The sequence below is a fragment of the Krasilnikoviella flava genome, from assembly GCF_900167525.1.
Taxonomy (GTDB): Bacteria; Actinomycetota; Actinomycetes; order Actinomycetales; family Cellulomonadaceae; genus Isoptericola; species Isoptericola flavus.
In genome coordinates, this window is the sequence record NZ_FUZQ01000003.1 from 639,723 (window position 1) to 657,286 (window position 17,564).

The 17,564-nt window shown below is 72.8% G+C and carries 9 protein-coding genes; 3 read left to right on the top strand and 6 right to left on the bottom strand.

Annotation, left to right across the window (positions count from 1 at the left end):
* Together B5Y66_RS10865 and B5Y66_RS10870 are read right to left on the bottom strand one after the other, a co-directional pair.
* Positions 1 to 963, bottom strand: a complete 963-nt coding sequence (locus tag B5Y66_RS10865) for a carbohydrate ABC transporter permease (RefSeq protein WP_079574315.1) — start codon at positions 961 to 963, stop codon at positions 1 to 3.
* A gap of 16 nt (positions 964 to 979) precedes the next feature.
* A complete protein-coding gene (locus B5Y66_RS10870) occupies positions 980 to 2,398 on the bottom strand; it encodes an extracellular solute-binding protein (RefSeq protein WP_245807049.1) in 1,419 nt (472 codons plus the stop codon).
* Positions 2,399 to 2,524: 126 nt separating this feature from the next.
* On the opposite strand from B5Y66_RS10870, the gene B5Y66_RS10875 reads away from it, so the two are divergent.
* The 3 genes from B5Y66_RS10875 (at position 2,525) to B5Y66_RS10885 (ending at position 9,033) form a co-directional block, all read left to right on the top strand.
* Positions 2,525 to 3,634, top strand: a complete 1,110-nt coding sequence (locus B5Y66_RS10875; RefSeq protein ID WP_079574319.1) for a LacI family DNA-binding transcriptional regulator — start codon at positions 2,525 to 2,527, stop codon at positions 3,632 to 3,634.
* Positions 3,635 to 3,736: 102 nt separating this feature from the next.
* Positions 3,737 to 5,605: a glycoside hydrolase family 2 protein gene (locus tag B5Y66_RS10880; protein ID WP_079574321.1), complete on the top strand. Its 1,869-nt coding sequence runs from the start codon at positions 3,737 to 3,739 to the stop codon at positions 5,603 to 5,605.
* 86 nt (positions 5,606 to 5,691) lie between these two features.
* Entirely contained in the window at positions 5,692 to 9,033 is a 3,342-nt protein-coding gene (locus tag B5Y66_RS10885; RefSeq protein WP_079574323.1) for a GH92 family glycosyl hydrolase, read from the top strand.
* A gap of 66 nt (positions 9,034 to 9,099) precedes the next feature.
* Here the strand turns inward: B5Y66_RS10885 and B5Y66_RS10890 are convergent, their stop codons facing one another.
* From B5Y66_RS10890 to B5Y66_RS10905, 4 genes are all read right to left on the bottom strand, one after another.
* The gene (locus B5Y66_RS10890; RefSeq protein ID WP_217700778.1) at positions 9,100 to 12,762 is read right to left on the bottom strand and encodes an alpha-glucuronidase family glycosyl hydrolase; all 3,663 of its coding nucleotides are present in this window, start codon (positions 12,760 to 12,762) and stop codon (positions 9,100 to 9,102) included.
* On the bottom strand, positions 12,759 to 15,077 hold the full coding sequence (locus tag B5Y66_RS10895; RefSeq protein ID WP_079574325.1) for a family 43 glycosylhydrolase: 2,319 nt from the start codon (positions 15,075 to 15,077) through the stop codon (positions 12,759 to 12,761). Before B5Y66_RS10895 ends, B5Y66_RS10890 begins: the two co-directional genes overlap by 4 nt.
* 147 nt (positions 15,078 to 15,224) lie before the next feature.
* Positions 15,225 to 16,535 (bottom strand): ABC transporter substrate-binding protein, encoded by a 1,311-nt coding sequence (locus tag B5Y66_RS10900; protein WP_079574327.1) that lies wholly within the window; start codon positions 16,533 to 16,535, stop codon positions 15,225 to 15,227.
* 117 nt (positions 16,536 to 16,652) lie between these two features.
* Entirely contained in the window at positions 16,653 to 17,537 is an 885-nt protein-coding gene (locus B5Y66_RS10905) for a carbohydrate ABC transporter permease (RefSeq protein ID WP_079574329.1), read from the bottom strand.
* Positions 17,538 to 17,564 lie beyond the last annotated feature (27 nt).

The window sequence follows — 17,564 nt, forward strand, 5'->3', positions numbered from 1 at the left end:
TCAGGCCTCCTTCTTCGTCGGCAGCAGCCGGACCAGGGTGAACACGAGGATCAGGGCGAAGAACACGTACGAGATGGCCGAGGCGTAGCCGAGGCGGTAGTTGGTGAAGCCGGTGTCGTAGACGTACTCGAGGATCGGCCGCGTGCTGCCGTTCGGCCCGCCCGCGGTGAGCAGGTAGATCTGGTCGAACACCTTGAGCGACGCGAGCAGCTGCAGCACCACGATGACGCCGGTGATGGTCTTCAGCTGCGGCAGCGTGATGGAGAAGAGGCGCCGCCAGCCCCCGGCGCCGTCGATGGTCGCCGCCTCGTACTGCTGCTGCGGGATGCCCTGCAGCGCCGCGAGGTAGAGGAGGAAGTTGAACCCGACGGTCCACCACACGGTGACGAACGCGATGGAGAACATCGCGACGTTCTCGTCCGTGAGCCACCCGACCGGCCCGAGGCCGAGCTTGGCGAGCCACACGTCGAGCAGGCCGATCTCGGGCTGGAAGAGCCAGCTCGCCAGGGACGACACGACGGCGCTGGTCAGCAGGAACGGGGCGAAGAACGACATCCGCCACACCCACTGCCCCGGCAGGCCGGTGTGGACCAGCAGGGCCATGACGAGCGCGACCACGATGAGCGGCACGGTGCTGAGCACCGTGAACCACACGGTGTGCCACAGCGTCGTCCACACCTGCGGGTCGCTGAACGCCTCGACGTAGTTGTCGAAGCCGATGAAGGAGCTCCCCGTGGCGGTGAGGCTCTGGTCGGTGAAGCTCATCCACAGGCCGTAGATCGTCGGCCACAGGAGGAAGAGCCCGGTCGCCGCCGCGAACGGCGCGACGAACAGGTAGCCGGACCGGTCGCGGGCGCGCAGCGACGTGCGCGTGGACCGGGTCGTGCCGGCGGTGCGGGGCCCTGCGCTGCGCCGGGAGGGGCGCGCGACCGGGGCGCTCAGTGACGTGCTGGAGGCGGTCATCGTCGTCCTCTCTCTTCTAGGCGGGGCTCGGCTGCGAGAGGAAGCGGTTCATCTCGCTGAGCATGCGGTCGACGGCGGTCTTCGGGGACGCCTTGCCGGACAGGGTGTCGGTCATCGAGTCGCCCATGCGGGTCTGGAAGTCGCTGCCGCCGCCGGTGAACCAGGCGTCGGGGTCGAAGACGGCGACCTCGGCCGCGGGCGCGTAGTCGCGCTGCGGGGTGAGCTCCTGGTACTCCGGCGTCTTCACGACCGGCTGGTACGCCGGGATGTGGCCGGCAGAGGCCCAGGTGAGCCCCTCCTTGAGGAGGCCCGCGAGCACGCGGTACGTGGCCTCCCGCTTGGCGGGGTCCGCGTGCGCCTGCTTCGGCAGGACGAACGAGTGCGAGTCGGCGTAGTTGGCCGGCTGACCGAAGATCGTCGGGAACGGCGTGCCGCCGACGTCGGGGATGGCGTCGCGGAACATCGGCAGGTCCCACTCGCCGGCGAACATCAGCCCGGTGCGATTCGACATGAAGCGCCCGGACGCCGCGCCGCCGTCCTGGTTCGTGGCCGCGACCTTGCCGTCGACCATCGCCTGGAGGAACTCGAAGACCTCCGTCGCCGCCTGCTCGTCGATCTCGGCCGGCTTGCCCGGGGTGAGGTCGTACGCGCCGCCGTTCTGGCTGTACAGGCCCCAGAACATGCGCCAGCAGCCCGCGGGGTCGCGGAGGTAGCCCCACGACACGCCTGTCTCGCCGGTCACCTCCGCCATCGCCCGGCCCGCGTCGAGGAACGCGTCCGCGCCGGGCGCGATCGAGAGCAGGCCGTCGGCGTCGAGCAGGCCGGCGTCCCCGGCGATCGCCGGGTTGTTGAACGCGATGTAGGGGTGCGTGTCGAGCGGCAGCGCGTACAGCTGCCCGTCGAACTGCGCCTTCTCCCACACGGCGGGCGCGAAGTCGTCCTGCGTGATGCCGAGCTCGGCCAGCGCGTCGAGGTCGAACGGCTCCAGCAGGCCGCCGGGCGCATAGCCGGCCAGCCGCGACATGTGCATCACCGCGGCCTCCGGCGGGCGTCCGCCGGACGAGGCCATGGCGAGCTTCGTGTAGTACGGGGCGCCCCACGCGAGGGTCGTGGAGTCCACGGAGATGTCGGAGTTGGCCTGCGCCACCGCGCCGACCATCTCCTGCATCAGCGCGCCGTCGCCGCCCGAGAAGAGGTCCCAGATCATCACCGACGTGCGGCCGGAGCCCGACGCGGCGGGGGTCGCGCACCCCGAGAGCGCGCCGCCCAGCGCGATGCCGCCCGCGCCGACGAGCGCGGCCTGGAGCAGGCCGCGCCTGCTCAGCCCGACGTCGTCCACCGTGCCGCTCGATCCCGAGCGACGGGGGAACCGGCCCTGGCCGCGGCTCGGCCACGGGCCTGGCATTCCTCCGGACGTGCGTACCTTGGTCTTCATCGACCCTCCTGAGTGCAACGTTGCGCTCCAACGTGGGACCACGATGGACTAGGGCGGGCGGGCCGTCAAGAGGTCCCGCGGTACGGGGGCGACGTCGCCCGCGGCGGGCGAGGGAAGGGCCGGTGGATGGCAGCACAGGACGAGCAGGGCGCAGGACCGGAGGCCGAGGCGACAGTGTCTCCGGGCGCCCGAGGCCGCGGTACGGGCAGGGTCGGGATCAAGGACGTGGCCGCCGCGGTCGGCGTCTCGTGGAAGACGGTGTCGAACGTCGTCAACGGCACGGGGCGGGTCGGCGACGAGACGCGGGCCAAGGTCGAGGCGATGATCGCCGAGCTCGGGTACCGGCCGAACCTCGCCGGGCGCCAGCTGCGGCGGGGGCGGACGAACACGCTGGCGCTCGCGGTCCCGTGGGCCCACTCGCCCTACTTCTCGCTCCTGGCGCACATCGTCATCGAGGCCGCCGGCGCCCGCGGGTACCGGGTGCTCATCGAGGAGACGCGCACCGACCGCGACGCCGAGCTGCAGGTGGCGCGCGGGTTCTCGGTCCAGGCGATCGACGGCATCATCTTCTCGCCCCTGGCGATCGGGCCGTCGGAGATCGCCGAGGTGCGCGGCGCGACGCCTCTGGTGCTGCTCGGTGAGCGCGACGACCCTGGTCACGACCGTCGTTGGAGCACCGACCACGTGAGCATCGACAACGTCCGGGCCGCCCGCGAGGTGACCGAGCACCTGCTCACGACGGGCCGCCGGCGGCTGGCGTTCGTGGGCGCCGAGCCGGTGGAGGACCGCACGGGCGCGCTGCGCCTGCAGGGCTACCGCGAGGCGCACGCCGCCCAGGGCGTCGAGGCGGACCCGCGCTGGATCCTGCCGGTCACGCACTTCTCCCGTCCGGCGGGCGTCGCCGCGATGGAGCAGGTGCTGCCGCGGATCGACCAGGTGGACGGCCTCGTGTGCGCGAACGACGAGCTCGCCCTCGGCGCGCTCCACGCGCTGCGCGTCAACGGGGTGCGGGTGCCCGAGGACGTCGCCGTCACGGGGTGGGACAACACGGAGGACGGGCGGTACTCGAACCCGTCGCTGACCACGGTCGCCCCCGACCTCCAGGCCATCGCCGAGACCGCCGTCGACCGGGTGATCGCGCAGGTCGAGCGGCGTGCCGACGACGAGCCGGAGCGCGACGTGGACGTCGTCGTCGCGCACCGCCTCCTGGTGCGGGAGAGCAGCCGGGAGGCCTGACGCCCGGCCGAATCCGGGCTAACATCTGATTCAACGTTGCATTTTCGGAGCGGCTTCGGTTGAATCAGCGCGGAACTGTCGTCCATGCAACGGAGCACCACGATGTCCGTCCTCGATCGTCTCGACCCGCCCTCCGCCCCCGCCGGCACCGCCGTGCCGCGCCCCGAGTACCCGCGCCCGCAGGTGGTGCGCGACCGGTGGCTCAACCTCAACGGTCAGTGGGGGTTCGAGATCGACCCCGGTGACTCCGGCCTGGAACGGGGGGTGCGCGACCGCCGGCTGACCGGCACGATCACCGTGCCCTTCGCGCCCGAGTCGGAGCTGTCCGGGGTGGAGAACACCGACTTCCTCGAGGCGGTCTGGTACCGCCGCGAGGTGACCGTCCCCGCGGACTGGGCCGACGTCGCCGGCGAGGACACGCACGTGCTGCTGCACTTCGGCGCCGTGGACCACGACGCGACGGTCTGGGTGGACGGCACCGAGGTGGCCCGCCACCGCGGCGGCTTCACCCCGTTCACCGCCGACCTGTTCGGCGTCGCCGCGCCGGGCGACACGGTGACCGTCGTCGTCCGCGCCCGCGACCACCGGGGCATCCCGCAGGCCCGCGGCAAGCAGTCCGGGCAGTACGCCAACAAGGACTGCCACTACACGCGGACCACCGGCATCTGGCAGACGGTCTGGATGGAGCCGGTGCCGGGCGCCAGCCTGCGCCGCCCGCGCATCACGCCCGACCTCGCCGCCCGCGCGCTCGACGTGCGCGTGCCGCTCACGCAGAACCGCCGCGGCCACCGGGTCGTCGTCACCGTGAGCGACGCCGACGGCGTCGTCGCGACCGAGACGACGCGTGCCGACCTCGACCTCGCGCCGTCGCTGCGCGTCGTGGTCCCCGAGGACCGGCTGCGCCCGTGGTCCACCCAGGACCCGCACCTCTACGGCGTCGAGGTCGAGCTGCGCGACGCGGCGGGCGCCGTCGTCGACACCGTCCGCTCGTACGCCGGCCTGCGCTCGGTGGCGATCGAGGGCAAGGCGATCCGGATCAACGGGGAGCCCGTCTTCCAGCGCCTGGTGCTCGACCAGGGCTACTGGCCCGAGTCGCTCATGACGGCCCCCAGCGACGCCGCCCTGCTGCGCGACGTCGAGCTCGGGCTGGAGGCAGGGTTCAACGGGGCCCGCCTCCACCAGAAGGTGTTCGAGGAGCGCTACCTGTACCACGCGGACCGGCTCGGCTACCTCGTGTGGGGCGAGTTCGGCGACTGGGGCTCCGGCGACTTCGGCCGCAAGGACGACCACCAGAAGCCGACGACGTCGTACGTGGGGGAGTGGCTGGAGGCCCTGGAGCGGGACTTCTCGCACCCGTCGATCGTCGGCTGGTGCCCGCTGAACGAGACCCACCAGCTGCTGCACGACCGGATCACCCAGCTCGACGACGTCACGCGCGCGATGTTCCTCGCGACCAAGCTCGCCGACCCGTCGCGCCCCGTCCTCGACGCGAGCGGCTACTCGCACCGCGTGCTCGAGACCGACGTCTGGGACTCCCACCACTACGAGCAGGAGCCCGAGGCCTTCGCGCGCGACATGGCGGGGCTCAAGAACGACGAGCCGTACGGCAACCGGTACGACGAGGGACCGATCTCGCTGCCCTACAAGGGTCAGCCCTACTTCTGCAGCGAGTACGGCGGCATCTGGTGGAACCCGGAGGAGGCCGCGAAGGCCGCGGGCGACGACCGCAGCGAGTCGTGGGGGTACGGGCAGCGCGTGGCCGACGAGGAGGAGTTCCACGCCCGCTTCGCCGGCCTGACGGACGCCCTGCTCGACGACCCGCTGATGTTCGGCTACTGCTACACGCAGCTCACCGACGTGTTCCAGGAGCAGAACGGCGTCTACCGGTTCGACCGGTCCGAGAAGCTCGACGTCGACCGGGTGCGCGCCGTCCAGGTGCGCCCCGCCGCCTTCGAGAAGGACGCCGACTGAGCACGCACGACCACACGCATCGAGCCGCGCGGCGGCGGGACCCCGTCCCGTCGCCGCGCGGTCGTGACCGCAGGAGAGTGGAGCGCATGGCTGGACCCGACTTCCGCACCTCGTTCGAGCCCGGTGACCCGGCCCCGCTGCCGTCCGCGCGCCGGGCGCCGCTGGTCGCCCGCGTGGGCGACGGCCCGGCGTCGGGCGCCACGCACAAGCCGCGCGCGGGGTTCACGGGCCTGCACGCCTTGGGCTTCGCGGGCCTCAAGGACGGACCCGGGCCCGCGACGCACGTGCTGTTCCGGGACCTGGGGATCGAGGTGGGGCCGCGCACGCGGCTGAGCTACGTCGTGCTGCCCGACCTGCGCGGCGACATGCGCTACCCGTCCACCTACGTGGCCCTGGACCTCGCCTTCACCGACGGCACGTACCTGTCCGACCTCGCGGCCACCGACGCCCACGGGACCGGCGCGAGCGCCCGCGCGCAGGGCGAGGGCAAGATCCTCTACCCCGACCAGTGGAACGCCGTGCGGGTCGAGGTCGGCGCCGTCGCCGCCGGCCGCACGGTCGACGCCGTCCTGCTGCACTGCGACCCGCCCGACGACCTGCCGGACGCCGCGTTCTCCGGCTGGGTGGACGACGTGGCGCTCACGGCCGAGCCCGTCGTCGCCCCCGGGCCTGACCTCGTGGACCTCGTCGACACGCGCCGCGGCACGATGTCGAGCGGGCAGTTCTCGCGGGGCAACAACGCCCCCGCCACGGCGGTGCCGAACGGGTTCACCCTCTGGGTGCCGATGACCGACGCGGCCTCGCAGCGCTGGCTGTACGAGTACCACCGGGCGAACGACCACGAGAACCGGCCCGTGCTGCAGGGGTTCGGCGTCTCCCACCAGCCCAGCCCGTGGATGGGCGACCGCAACCAGCTCGTCGTGCAGCCCGCCGCCGGGTCCGGCACGCCCACCGCCGACCTGGCCGCCCGCGGCCTGCCCTTCGACCACGCCGACGAGACCGCCCGGCCCGACCTGTACGCCGTCACCTTCGCGGGCGGGCTCACCCTCGCCGCCGCGCCCACCGACCACGGCGGGGTGCTCCGGTTCGGCTTCCCGGCCGACACCCCGGACGGCGCGGGGCACGTGCTGCTCGACACCGTCACCACCGCGGCGGGGGAGGCGCGCCTCACGGCGCACCCCGACGGCACCGTGACGGGCTGGGTCGACGACGGCAGCCCGCTGTCCGTGGGCCGCTCCCGCATGTTCGTGGCCGGCGTCTTCGACCGGGCACCCGTCGCGGTAGGCGTCGCCGCGGGCGAGCGGCAGCACGCGCGGTACGCGACGTTCGACGCGGCGGGCGACGACGGGCAGGGCGCCGTCGTCGAGCTCCGCCTCGCGACGTCGTACCTGAGCCTCGACCAGGCGCGCCGCGCCCTCGACCAGGAGCTCGCCGGGCGGTCGTTCACCGAGGTGCAGGACGCGGCGCGGGAGCTCTGGCAGGAGCGGCTCGGCGTCGTCGAGGTCGCCGGCGCCACCGACGACCAGCGCGTCACGCTCTACTCGAACCTCTACCGCCTGCACCTCTACCCGACGTCGCACACCGAGAACGCGGGCACCGCCGAGGCGCCCGTGCACCGGCACGCGAGCCCGGTCGCGCCGCCCGTCGGGCCCGGCACCGACACGGCCACCGGGGCCGCCGTCGTCGACGGCCGGATGATGGTCAACCACGGGTTCTGGGACACCTACCGCACCGCCTGGCCGGCGCTCGCGCTGCTGGACCCGGGGCTCACGGCGCGGCTCGCCGACGGGTTCGTGCAGCAGTACCGCGACGGCGGCTGGATCTCCCGCTGGTCGTCGCCCGGCTACGCCGACCTCATGACCGGCACCAGCTCCGACGTCGCGTTCGCCGACGCCTACCTCAAGGGCGCGATGCCCACCGACGTCGCCCTCGACGCCTACGACGCCGCCCTGAAGAACGCCACCGTCGCGCCCCCGCACGACGCCGTAGGCCGCAAGGGCCTGGAGACGTCGGCCTTCCTCGGCTTCACCCCCGCCGCCACGCACGAGTCGGTGTCCTGGGGGCTGGAGGGCTGCCTCAACGACTTCGGCACCGGCACGATGGCGGCGGCGCTCGCGGACGACCCGGCCACGCCGGACGACCGGCGCGCGACGCTGCGCGAGGAGTCGGCCTACCTGCTGGATCGCGCCACGCAGTACGGCGGGCTGTTCGACCCCGAGGTCCGGTTCTTCCGCGCGCGCCGCGCGGACGGCGCGTTCACGCCCGCGGCACGGCACTTCGACCCGGACGACTGGGGCGGCCCGTTCACCGAGACGAACGCCTGGAACTTCGCGTTCCACGCGCCCCACGACCCGCGCGGCCTGGCGAACCTCTACGGCGGCCCGGCCGGGCTGGAGGCGCGGCTCGACGAGTTCTTCGCCCGGCCCGAGGACGGCACGCACGCGGGCGGGTACGGGCAGGTCATCCACGAGATGACCGAGGCCCGCGACGCGCGCCTCGGCATGTGGGGCGTGAGCAACCAGCCGTCGCACCACGTGCCGTGGCTGTACACCGCGGTCGGTGCGCCGTGGAAGGCCCAGCGGATCCTGCGCGAGACGCTGCGCCGGCTGTTCGTCGGCAGCGAGATCGGCCAGGGCTACCCGGGCGACGAGGACAACGGCGAGATGTCGGCGTGGTGGCTCCTCGCCGCGCTCGGCCTCTACCCGCTGCAGGTCGGCTCCCCGCGGTACGCCGTCGGGTCGCCGCTGTTCGACGAGATCACCGTGCACCGGCCCGACGGCGACCTCGTGGTGCGGACGGTGGGGAACTCGCTCGAGAACGTCTACGTGCAGTCCCTGACCGTGGACGGCGAGCCGCGCGACGCGGCATGGCTGGCGCACGAGGACCTGGTCGGCGGCGCTGTCGTCGAGCTCGTCATGGGCCCCGAGCCGTCGGCCTGGGGCACCGGCCCGGACGCCGCGCCGCCGTCGCTCACCAGCGGCGACGCGCCTCCCGCCCCGCTGCTCGACGTGTCCGGGCGCGGCACGGTCGTCGTCGACGACGGCGGGACGCCCACGGACGGCGCGCTCCTCGTCGACGACACGTCCGCGACGGCGCTGACCTTCGCCACCCGCACGCCCGTCGTCACGTGGACGTGCGACGGCGACCGCCCCCTGGTCACGCGCTACACGCTCACCTCGGGCGACGGTGCGGCGCCGGCCGCCTGGCGCCTGGAGGGAACGGACGACGCGGGCAGCGACGACGGCGCGACCTGGACCGTGCTCGACGAGCGGTCGGGCGAGGCGTTCCGCTGGGCCCGGCAGACACGGCCGTTCGGCGTCGCCGACCCGGGGCGGTACGCGCGCCTGCGGCTGGTCGTCACGGACGCGGCCGGTGACGGGCCGCTGACGCTCGCCCAGCTGGAGCTGCTCGCGCAACCCGCTGGTTGAGCCTGTCGAAACCCCCGCTGGTTGAGCCTGTCGGACCGGGTTTCGACAGGCTCGACCAGCGGGGTGTCAGACGACGACGAGCGCCGCGATCCGCCACAGCCCGTTGAGCGTGGACCCGACGATGTCGAGGTCCGCGCTGCGGCCCGCAACGCCGCCGTCCAGCTCGAACGAGAACCAGACGAACGACCGGCCGGGCATGCTCGCGTCGCCGGAGGCGCCGAGCACCGTGCCGCCCTCGGAGATCGTGGTGATCCCCGAGTCGGTGAGCGAGTCGCCGCTGAGCACCCACACGGTGTGCTTCCCGGCGGGCACCGGGAGGCGCAGCGAGCTGGGCTTCACCTTCTGCATCACGATGTCGCGACGCAGGGCGTCCGCGTTGCCGCGGTCGCGGTTGTCCGGCTTGTCGCCGGTCCACCCGTAGCCGGCGTCCTCGGTGAACATGTCCTCCGGGGACAGGCGGGTGTACCCGGCCACGATCGGGCTGGACGGGGTGCCCGCGTCGAACGCCAGGGCGGCGTCGTCGGCGTGCGGGGTGGTGATCACCTCGACCGCCCGGCCCCGCTCGACCTCCTCGTCGCCGCTGGTCAGGCGCACCTCGACGACGGCGAGCCCGGGGGCGGCCGGGGGAGTGGCGGCGACCGTCAGCTCGACGTCCTGCCCGGCGGGCACCGTCACCGTGGTGTCGACGGCGGCCCAGCCGTCGGGCACGACCAGCGACGCCGTGACCTCGCGGTCCTCGGCCCCGGCGTTGCGCACCAGCACGGTGACGTCGTTCGGCCGGCCCGTCCACCACACCGGTTCCGCCGCGGCCCGCAGCGCGACCAGCGACGGTTCCGGCGCCGCGGGGTCGGCGATCGTGAGCGCGGTGAGCCGCCACGGGCCGCCCTGGCCCGTGAGCGTGAGGTCCGCCGTCCGGCCGGCGGCGCCGCCGTCGAGAGGGACGTCCAGCCAGGCGAACGTGCCGGCGTCGAGCTTCTCGCCGGTGACGACCGTCGTGCCGTCCACCGCGACCCGGGTGGCGGACGCCGCGCCGCCGGTGTCGCCGAACAGCAGCCGCGCGGTGTGCGCGCCCGGCGGCACGGCGACGCGCAGCACCCGGGAGGAGCTGTGGAACAGGTGGTCACGCAGCAGCGGGTCGCCGCCGCGGTCGCGGGCGGACGGGGCGGAGCCCACCCAACCGAAGCCGGCCTCCGTCGACCAGGCCGACCCCGGCGTCAGCGACGTGTAGCCCGGGGCCGGGACCCCGCCCGCCGGTCCGCCGTTGAGCGCCAGGTGGCACCGCGCGCCCGTGGGCGCCACGACCAGCGTCGTGCCGCGCCCGTCGAGCCGCGGCAGCGCCGGGGCCACGGCGACGTCGAACGGGACCGACGCGGACTCGAGCGGAGGGGCGATCGGCACGTCCACCTCGACCGTCTCGGCGGACGCCGCGCGCCGCGTCGCCGGCTCGGTGGCCCAGCCCGACGGCGCGGCCAGCGCGACGGTCGCGTCGTGGGCCTGCCCGGAGGCGTTGGTGACCGCCACGGGCAGCAGGTTCTGCCGGCCGCCGAGCAGCAGCCGTGACCCGCCCGGCCTCACCTGCCACCACTCGCGCCGCTCGTCGACCACGCGGGACTGGTCGAAGAAGAACCCGACCACGACGTCGCGCCACAGGGTCGCGTGCGCGACCTGCGCCGCGAAGCTCGCCGCGACGTCGTCGTGCCGCTGCCCGTCGACCTTCCCCGCCAGCCCCTGCCACGCCTCCGCGAACCCGGCGGCGTGCTCCACGCCCGTGAAGTGGGTGTCGTAGACGTGCTGGATGACGGTCTTCCCGGACCGCAGCCGGTGGTCGTACCGCACCCAGTGCATGAACAGCAGCAGCTCGTCCGGGCAGTCCTCCAGCGACCCGTACACCTGTGCCCACCCCTCGGGGTACAGCCCGGTGAAGCCGCTGCCGGTGGCCGCGGTGCGGTCGAACCCGGTGCCCTCCGTGGTCGTGTGGTGCGACTGGAAGAGGGTGCCGAGCGGGTCCGGGTCGAGGTGCGACCCGCCGGGGTTGGCCAGGTACCCGAGCCCGAGCGGCGACGTGTAGTCCTCGTACGTCCCGTGCGATCGCATGAGTACGTCCACCACGACGTCGGTCACCGCGTGGTCGGTGCCGAACGTCAGCCGCACCCACTCGGTCGCGAGGTCGCGCGGGTCCGCGCCCGGGTCCCAGCACAGCCGCCCGAAGGCGTACGTGTTGGCCGCGCCGAGCTGGTAGCCGGTCCAGTCCTGGTCGTTGCCGATGTTGCTCACCCCGGCGATGCCGGCGTGCCGCGCCTCGACCGGGCCCCGCGTCACGACGTCGGCGACGGTGGGGCCGGCCCCCGGGCCCTGGGTCGGGAAGCTCAGCACCTCCCGCCACATCGGGGCGAGGTAGACCGCGTGGAGCTCGTGGCCCGTGTACTCCTGGGTGAGCTGGAGCTCGAGCATCTGGTGGGTGTCGCGCAGCTCGCCGAACAGCGGGTGCACGGGCTCGCGCACCTGGAAGTCGATCGGCCCGTACTTGGTCTGCACGATGACGTTGTCGTCGAACTCGCCGTCGAGCGGCGCGAACTGCCGGTGCTGGTACTCGGCCCAGTCGCCGAAGTCCTCGTGCACGAAGCTGCGCCAGATGACGAGCGCGTCGTGCGGCGCGAGGGCCTCGGCCAGCATGTTCGCGCCCTCGGCATGGGTGCGCCCGTAGTCCAGCGGGCCGGGACGGCCCTCGGAGTTCGCCTTGACCAGGAAGCCGCCGAAGCCGGGCAGGGTGGCCACGATCTCGGCGCACTTGTCCCGCCACCACGCCCGGACGCGCTCGTCCGCCGGGTCGGCCGTGGTGATCGGCTCCGCGTCGTCCGCCGTGAGGAGCATCGGGCTCGCGTAGTTCACGGACACCCAGAGCGAGATCCCCCACGAGGCGAACAGCTCGGCCAGCGGCGCGAGCCGGGGCAGCATGTCGCTCGTGATGAACCCGACGTTCGCGTTGACGTTGTTGATCACCGACGCGTTCACGCCGACCGACGCCATGGCGCGCGCGTAGTCGACCACCCGGTCGGAGATCTCGGGCAGCCCGTCCCAGTCGAAGATCGACGTGCCCGCGTACCCGCGCTCGATCGACCCGTCGAGGTTGTCCCAGTGGTTCATCATGCGCAGCGGGGTGCGCGGGCTCTCGACCGTCGCCAGCTCTCGCAGCGGCACCTCGAGCTGCAGCAGCCGCGCCAGGTGGAAGGCCCCCGCGAGGACGCCGCGGTCGGTGTTCCCTGCGACGACCACGCGGCGTCCGCCACCGGGCAGCCCCGTCGTCTCGATGACGAAGCCCTGGTCGCCGGCCGGCTTCAGCCGCCCGCGGCCCACGACCGACCGGACGACGGCCGATTCCTGGAGCGTGCCGAGGACGACGGCCGCCCGGGCGGCGCCCGCACGTGCGGGCGCCGCCCCGGTGAGACCCTCGATCGCGCGCCGCAGCTCCTCCTCGGCGTTCGCCATGACGGCGCCGGCGCCCTGCCGGGCCACGCTGGTGAGCGCGGCCCGGTACTCCCGCAGGCGGCCGGGGTCGGCCGTCAGGTGATAGCGGAGCCACAGGTCGTAGCCGTCCTCGTCCGCGAGCCCCGCCGGGGCCGCGAGCGCGGTGGCGGCGCCCCAGGGCGCCAGCGTCGCGGCGAACGCGAGGGCCGACGCCTGCAGCACGCTGCGCCGGGAGACCCCGCGCTCGTGCCCGTGGCCGCTCACCGGGAGAACCGCACGTAGTCGAACTCGGCGGTCAGGCCCTTGCCTGCCAGCGAGACGAGGCCGATCCGCGGCTCCTTCCCGGCCGGCAGGTGCCAGACGCCGCCCCAGACGTAGTGCTCGCCGTCACGGCTGGTCGCCGCCCGGAACAGGTGTTCGCCGGTCGTCGCGTCCACGGTGTGCCGCAGGCGGAGCCACATGGTGTCCGCCGACGGGCCGATCTGCATCTCCGGCCAGCTGTCGCGGTCGCGCCCGATCCACAGGAACACCTGTCGCGACGGGCCGGTGCGGGTGGGTGCCAGGTGGATCGAGTCCTCCGGGCTCTGGAACGCGATGATCCCGGCCTGGCTGCGGCCGTCGGGCGCGTCCGTGATCGGGAGGTGCAGCTTGGTCTCCACCGTGTACGTGCCGGTCGGGGCGTCGCGCAGCAGCGCGGACGCCATGGTGCCCTTGCCGGAGAAGTCGGCGTCCTGCGTGGGCCACACGTACTCGCCGCCGGCGACCTGGCCGTCGGCCGGGCCGAACCACGACCACCCGTCGAGGTCGGCGTCCTCGAACTCCTCGCCGTACTCCGTGAGCTCCGCCCCGACCTCGGGGTCGGCCACCTTCTCGGTCACCGGGGTGTAGAGCGTCGTGACGCCCACGTTGTCGACCTCGCCGGAGCCCCGGGTCGAGGCGGCCCCGCCGCGGTCCCAGGAGCGCGGCACGTCGATGGACAGCTCGGCCAGCGGGATGCCGAGCAGGTCGGCGCTGAGCTGCACGTCGGCCCGGCCGTCGCGGACCTCGGCGGTGAGGGCGTGCCACGTGCCCAGGTCAATGCCGTCGTACAGCCGCGCCGTCTTCTTCTGCACGACGACGCCGTGCCGTGTCAGCTCCACCGACAGGCGGCCCGACGCGTCGAGCCACGCGACCGCGTGGTCGTCCTCGCCGTCCGCGGCGAGCACCAGGCCCACGCGGCCCGCGGCGTCCCGCAGCCGGACGTCGGCCTCGAGGCGCACGTCACCGTGCGGGGCAGAGCGGGGCAGGAGGAGCTGCGGGTCGGCCCCGCGGCTCACCGGGCGAGCGTACGTGCCCGAGTCCGCGTCCGTGCCCGTGGTCCAGCGCCCGGCGCCGACGGCGGCGAAGCCGCGCAGCCCGGCGGTGAAGTCGCTGCCCGCGTCCCACGCCCCGACGGGCGCGGTCTCGACGTCGTCGCTGGTCCACTGGCCGGCCCGCACCGTGGGCCAGCCGTCGATCCAGTCGAGCCGGTCCATCACCGCCGGGCGCCCGCCCCAGCTCGGGTCGGTCTCCGTGCGGTCGAACCCGTTGGTGAGGATCCAGTCCTGCCCGGACTTGTCGACGACGTTCGCCGAGTGACCCGTGGACACCCACTTGTTGCCGTTCGGCGAGTTCACGATCGTGCCGCCCAGGTGCAGGCCGGTGAGGCCCACGCCCTCCGCGTCGACGAACGGGCCCATCGGGTCCTTGGCGCGGCCCACGAACACCGGGTACGCGCCGTCGGCCTTCGCGCAGCAGCCGAGGCCCGAGTAGAAGAGGTAGTACCAACCGTCGCGCTTCACGACGTACGCGGCCTCGCCGCGGCGGGCACCGACCACCTGCACCGGGTCGCCCACGACCTCCGTGCCGTCGTCGTTCAGGTGCACGGCCTGGATGCCGCCGTCCTTGAACGAGCCGTAGTAGAGGTACTTCTGGCCGTCGTCGTCGACGAAGACGGCCGGGTCGATCTGGTTGACCACCTTGTCCTCGTAGTCGTACGGCAGCACCGGGTGGCCGATGTCGGTCCACGGACCGGCCGGGTCGTCCGCCGTGGCCAGGGCGATCGTGTTCTTGTCGCCGCCCGCCACCGAGTAGTACAGGTAGTACTTCCCGTCGATGTACCGGACGTCGGGCGCCCAGTAGTAGGTGGTGGCGAAGTCGCGCCACTCCGGGTGGTTGTCCGGGCCGAAGACCTCGCCCACGTACTCCCAGCTCACCAGGTCCTTCGACCGCGTGATCGGCATGAAGTACTGGTCCTCCCAGGGCCCGCCCTGGTTGTCCTTGCGCATGCTCGTCTGGGTCGCGTACGCGTACCAGTACCCGTCCTTGCCGCGGATGATCGACGGGTCGGAGAACGCGTCCGCCAGGTTGTCCATGACGTGGTTCCGGTACGTGCCGGGCGCGTCGTCGGGGTCGGCCGAGGCGGTGACGCCCGACGACGCGACCAGGCCGACGGACGCGGTCAGGGCGACCAGCAGGGCGGCAACCCTCCCGTGGCGTCGAGGTGGCGTCGTCGTGTGGGACGTCTCGGACGACGTCGCCGGTGACATCGCAGGTGACATGACAACTCCTTCTGCAGGACCGGGACCGCTGTGTCCCGGACAGGTGAGGGTGTTGCTTCGCCGCGGCGCGTCGGCGCGCCGCCACGTCGTGCGGGAGGTGGGGCATGACAGGGGGCGGCGCGCCGAAGCGCACCGCCCCCCGGGTCGTCACTGCGTCTTGACGGTGTCCTGCACGTACTGGAACCACTGGTCCACGAACTGGTCCTCGGTGAGCTTGCCGTACTGCATCTCCTCGGAGAGGCGCGCCATCTCGACCTCGATCTCGCCGTAGCCCTCGACCGGCACCGGGGCGGGCTCGGTGATCTGGTCCGACTGCGCGTCCTCGTAGTCGAGGAGGCGGGAGTCGGGCGAGCCGTCCTCGAGCTTCATCGCGTCCTTCTGCGCCTGCGTGGACGGGACGCCCTTGCTGGTGCCGAAGATCTCGCCGACCTGCGGGTCGTTGGTCATGAAGTCGATGAGCGCGGCCGCGGCGTCCGGGTGGGAGGAGCTGGCCGACGCCGAGAGCATGACGCCGGAGTGCCAGTACATCTTCTTGCCGTCGTCGCCCGTGGGGATGGGCAGGAGATCCAGGTCGTCGCTGCCGAGCTCGGCCACGTAGTTGGGCATCAGGGTGTCCCAGTTGGCCTCGGCGACGACCTCGCCGGAGTTCAGGCCGGTCTTCGGCTCGAGCTGCGCCGCGCGCTGGGCCGGGAAGAACGCCTTGGACTCACGTAGGGGGGCCCACAGGTCGGCCCAGGCCTGCACGTCCTCCTGGGTGAAGGCGATCTGGCCGTCGTCGGTGAACGGTGCCTTGCCCTGCTGCACCAGCCACTGCAGGAACCACGGGTTGTTCCCCGTCATGTCGCCGATGGGGTACACCTGCGGGTCGTGCGCGGCACCCGCCTCGGCGACCTCGCCGAACCAGGCGATGAGGTCGTCCCAGGTGTAGCCGTCCGCGGGCGGCTCCACGCCGATCTCCTTGAGGAGCTTCGTGTTGTAGATGATCGACTGGGTGTTGAGGCTGACCGGGACGGCGTACGTCGTGCCCTCGATCTGGCCCGAGGCCAGGGCGGTGTCGTCCACGCCGTCGACGTCGAGGTTCACACCGACCTGGCCGTCCAGCTCGGCGAGCTGGCCCGTCGCGCCGTACTGGCGCACGTAGCCCGCGTCCATCTGCACGACGTCGGGCAGGGCGCTGCCCGCGGCCTCGGTCGACCGGGCGGTCCAGTAGTCGTCCCACGCCTGGAACTGGGTCTGGACCGTGATGTTCGGGTACTTCTCCTCGAACAGGTCGATGGCCTTCTCGTACTTCGCGGCGCGGTCGTCGTTGCCCCACCACGCGAACGTCAGCGTGATGTCCTCGTCGGTGGAGACCGGGGCGGCCGGGCCGGCGTCGGCGCCGCCGTTCCCGCAGCCGGCGGTGAGGCCGGCGGTGACGGCCAGGGCGGCGATCGCTCCGGCGGCTCGTGCGAACTTCATGGTTCCTCCGTCCCGCAGCTCTGCGGGTTGTTCGGGCCCGGGAGGACGTGTCCTCGTCGCGGGCTGGTCAGGTGTGCGAGATGGTCTGTCGGTTCGAGGGCCTGCGGTGCGCCATCGTCAGCCCTTGAGGCCTTGGGTGGCGACGCCGTCGACGATGTAGCGCTGGAAGAGGATGAAGAAGAGCATCACGGGCAGCAGGGCCAGGACGGCCATGGCCATCTGGGCGCCGTAGTCGGACACGGATGTCTGGTCGACGTAGAGGCGTAGCGCGATGGGCAGCGGGTACAGGTCGGGCTTCTTCAGGTAGAGCAGCGGGCCGAGGAAGTCGTTCCAGGACCAGATGAACGCGAAGATGCTGGAGGTGATGATCGCGGGGCGCATCAGGGGCAGCATGATCGAGCCGAAGATGCGGGCGTGCCCGGCGCCGTCGATGCGGGCTGCTTCGTCGAGCTCGCGGGGCAGGTTGCGCATGAACTGCACCATGAGGAACACGAAGAACGCCTCGCCGGCGAGGAACTTCGGCGCGAGCAGCGGGATGAACGTGTTCACCATGCCGAGCTCGTTGAACATGATGTATTGCGGGATGATCACGACGTGGAACGGCAGCAGCAGGGTGCCGATCATGATCGCGAAGAACACGCTGCGGCCGGGGAAGTCGATCCGCGCGAACGCGTACGCGCTGACCGTGGAGGACAGCACCACCCCGACCACGGACGCGACGGCCAGGATCATCGAGTTGCCGAAGAAGGTCCAGAACCCGACCCCGCCGATCCCGGACAGCGCGGTCGCGAAGTTGGACAACGACAGGTTGTCCGACCACAGGCTGATGTTCCCGATGATCTCGTTGGACGGCTTGAACGAGCTCATCAGCATCCACGCCGCGGGATACAGCACCACGATCGTGCACACGATCATGAACGCGTGGAACCCGACCGACCGGACCCCCTTGCGCCGCCGCGCGGCCTGCCGCAGGGACGTGTCGATCACGCCCCGCTCACGCACCGGTGCGGGCTGGGAAAGAGTCGGGGC